The sequence below is a fragment of the Aeromonas sp. 604176 genome (assembly GCF_049170755.1).
Classification (GTDB): Bacteria; Pseudomonadota; Gammaproteobacteria; order Enterobacterales; family Aeromonadaceae; genus Aeromonas; species Aeromonas veronii_A.
Window position 1 is genome coordinate 1 of record NZ_JAAKNE010000200.1, and the last position, 3,412, is coordinate 3,412.

Annotated in this window: 3 protein-coding genes and 1 pseudogene; 1 reads left to right on the forward strand and 3 read right to left on the reverse strand. The window is 59.5% G+C overall.

The features are described 5' to 3' along the window. From G5358_RS20460 to G5358_RS20470, 3 genes and pseudogenes are all read right to left on the reverse strand, one after another. Positions 1–323, reverse strand: a pseudogene (locus G5358_RS20460) (acyltransferase); the annotation flags it as partial. Between the two features lie 6 nt (positions 324–329). Further along, entirely contained in the window at positions 330–1,229 is a 900-nt protein-coding gene (locus G5358_RS20465) for an acyltransferase (protein ID WP_421324819.1), read from the reverse strand. A gap of 126 nt (positions 1,230–1,355) precedes the next feature. After that, positions 1,356–2,870, reverse strand: coding sequence for a YifB family Mg chelatase-like AAA ATPase (locus G5358_RS20470; protein ID WP_227341746.1), 1,515 nt, complete (start codon positions 2,868–2,870; stop codon positions 1,356–1,358). A 384-nt stretch (positions 2,871–3,254) separates the two neighbouring features. Between G5358_RS20470 and G5358_RS20475 the strand changes: the two genes are divergently transcribed. Next, the coding region (locus G5358_RS20475; RefSeq protein WP_421324820.1) for a thiamine pyrophosphate-binding protein at positions 3,255–3,412 on the forward strand (158 nt) is incomplete at its 3' end.

Consider the following 3,412-nt stretch of genomic DNA (forward strand, 5'->3'; position numbering starts at 1 on the left):
AACAGGTGGCCGAGCACCACGATGTCGGTCCAGCTCATGTGGTTGCTGATGATGAGATACCAGCCATCCTTGCGCAGCCGGGTGCTGTCCTCCACCTGCCAGTCGATGCGGGTGGTGAGGCGGATCACCAGCGCGTTGCAGGCCAGCCACAGGCGCATGAAGCGGTTGTTGAGTCGGCTGCAGGCGCGGCCAAAGGCTGGCACGGGCAGCAGCAGTTTGGCCAGCGAAACCAGCAGGATCAGGCTGGCGCACAAGGCGGTAAAGAGAATGGTCAGGCCGGCGCTGATGAGCAGCACCAGCGGGCCGGGAAGCATGGATAACATGAGTGTTTACTGCGCCTTGGTTGCCAGCAGCTGGTTCAGGGTCTGGTCCTTCTCGTGCCAGATCCCGTTCAACCACTGTTGAAACTCTTGTTGGAACTCGGGGTCATTGAAGTAATCCCCCACCAGCTTGCGGTCGATCGGCAAATAGCGGACCTGAACCTTGATTTGCCCGACCCGGCCACACATGAAGTCCCAGTAGCTGGGAATGCCGTCCGGATAGGCGATGGTGACATCCACCAGTTGATGCAACTGGTCACCCATGGCTGCCAGGGTAAAGGCGATGCCGCCTGCTTTCGGGTGGAGCAGGTGACGATAGGGCGAACCCTGCTTCTGATGTTTGCCCTTGGTGAAGCGGGTGCCTTCGACGAAGTTCATCACACTCACCGGAATGTGGCGGAACCTGGCACAGGCTTTACGGGTTGTCTCTATATCTTTTCCCTTCAGATGGGGATGCTTTTCCAGAAATTTCCTGGAATATCGCCGCATGAAGGGGAAGTCGAGCGCCCACCATGCCAGACCGAGAAAAGGTACCCAAATCAGCTCTTTCTTGAGGAAAAACTTCAGGAAGGGGATTTTTTGGTTAAAAACCCGCTGCAGTACCAGTATGTCGACCCAGGATTGATGGTTGGCAATCACCATATACCACTCATTCCGGTGCCCTTTGTCCACTCCGACCACCTCGAAAGGGGTTTTGATGATGGTTTTCTGGATCAGATTGTTGAAACCGATCCAGCAGCTGGCACAGCCATCGAGCAGCCAGTTGCAGAGGGTGCGCCATCCCTTGAGGGGGAGCAGGAGCTTGAGCAGACCCAGCGAAAAGATGGGGACAAACCAGAAGAGGGTGTTGAAAAAATAGAGCAGGGTGGAGAGGCTGCCGCGCAGTCGCTCTGTCAGCTTGTTGGGCATGAGTCGGGTCCGTCTTGCTGTCGATAAAGGGCCATCAAGTGGTCAGATCTGTGGCCATAATATCAGCCGATTGCCCGTGAGACCATTCAGAGCCGTTACGGGGTTGGACTCACCCTTTCCCTTCTGTCAGCTGCTGCGCAGTCGCGACAGCAGCCGGTCCATGGCGCGATAACCGAGCGCCTCGATAAGATGCTCCTTGCCGATGGCGGGTTGCCCGGCCAGATCGGCGATGGTGCGTGACACCCGCAGGATGCGATGCCAGGCCCGGATGCTGAGCCCCAGCTTCTGGATGGCGTTCTCCAAAAATTCGGCATCTTGCGGTGATAGGCGGCAAATATCCTCTATCTCACGGCTATCCAGCAGGTTGTTGAGCTTGCCGTTGCGACTCAGCATGCGCTCCCGTGCCACCAGTACCCGATCGCGGATCTGCTGGCTCGACTCCCCCCGCTCCGCCTTGCCGGTCAGGCTCCCCTTGGGTAGTAGTGGCACTTCCACAGTCAGATCGAAGCGGTCGAGAAAGGGGCCGGAGAGCTTGCCGAGGTAGCGCAAGATCTGATCCGGGCTGGAGCGGGTCTGGCCGTCGCCATAGTGGCCACAGGGGCTGGGATTCATGGCGCCGACCAGCTGGAAGCGGGCGGGAAAATCCACCTGGCGGGCGGCCCGGCTGATGGTGATGTGCCCCGTCTCCAGTGGCTCGCGCAGGGAGTCGAGCACCTTGCGCTCGAATTCGGGCAGCTCGTCGAGAAACAGCACCCCGTTGTGGGCCAACGATATTTCGCCGGGCCTTGGGTGGCTGCCGCCGCCCACCAGCGCTACTGCGGAGGCACTGTGGTGGGGCGTGCGATAGGGTCTGTGGTGCCAGTGACCGGCGCGCGGAGTGAGGCCGCCGATGGAGTGGATGGCGGCGGTCTGCTGCGCCTCCTGCTCGCTGAGCGGCGGCAGAATGCCGGGCAATCGGCTCGCCAGCATGCTCTTGCCGGTGCCGGGCGGGCCGATGAACAGCAGGTTGTGGCTGCCGGCGGCGGCGATCTCCAGCGCCCGCTTGGCCTGTGACTGGCCGATCACATCCTGCAGATCCGGCACATTGGGCAGGCTCTCCGCGCTTTGGGGATCCGGCAGCGGCAGTTCGTACTGGCCTGCCAGCCAAGCTGTGACGGCCAGCAGCTGATGGGCGGTGCGCACTTCGGCATCCTGAATGAGGGACGCTTCGGGGCCGTTCTCCCGCGGTACCAGCAGAGTGCGCCCCGCATCCCGGCAGGCGAGCACGGCGGGCAGCACCCCGAGCACGGGGCGAATTTCGCCGGTCAGGGCCAACTCCCCCAAAAATTCATGATCGAGCAGGTATTTTGCCGGTATCTGCTTGGAAGCAGCGAGAATGCCGATGGCGATGGCCAGATCGAAGCGGCCCCCCTCCTTGGGTAGATCGGCGGGAGCCAGATTGACTGTGATGTGTTTGCTCGGGAACTCGAAATTGCCGTTGAGCAGGGCGCTGCGCACCCGGTCTCGCGACTCCTTCACCGAGGTTTCCGGCAGGCCGACCATGTTGAAGGCAGGCAGGCCGTTGGAGAGGTGAACTTCCACTGTAACTTGCGGGGCCGCGATCCCGAGGCTGGCACGGCTATAAACCACAGCTAATGACATAAATCCCGTCCTTGAGTTGATATATGTTCTGACTAACTGCTTGTTGTTGGTTTTTTATTCCAGAGTTCCGGCTGGGGAATAGCCAAAATCAGTGGGTTGTCACAGAAAAAAGGCTTGCCCAATAAAAATCACCGTGCTAGTTCTAATAGCCATTCGCGGTAGAAACCGCCCCAATTTCACAGGATTTCCGGTTGTAACTATGAACATGGCCTCCCGTTTCGTCAGCATTATTGTGGTCCTAGTGGTGATTATTATCTCACCGCTCGGGGCTCGTTTAGCTGCACGGAACAAGGGATAGACCCACCACCGGACAGAACGAAACAAGCGACCCCCGAGCCTCACAGCCCGGGGGTTTTTTTTCGACCAAAGGACAGGATTTTCCACATGAACGGCGCGCAGTTTTTGGTACAGGCTCTCAAAAAACAGGGTGTGACCCAGGTGTTTGGTTACCCGGGCGGGGCCATCATGCCGGTCTACGATGCCCTGTATGACGGTGGTCTGGCCCATCAGCTCTGTCGCCACGAGCAGGGTGCCGCCATGGC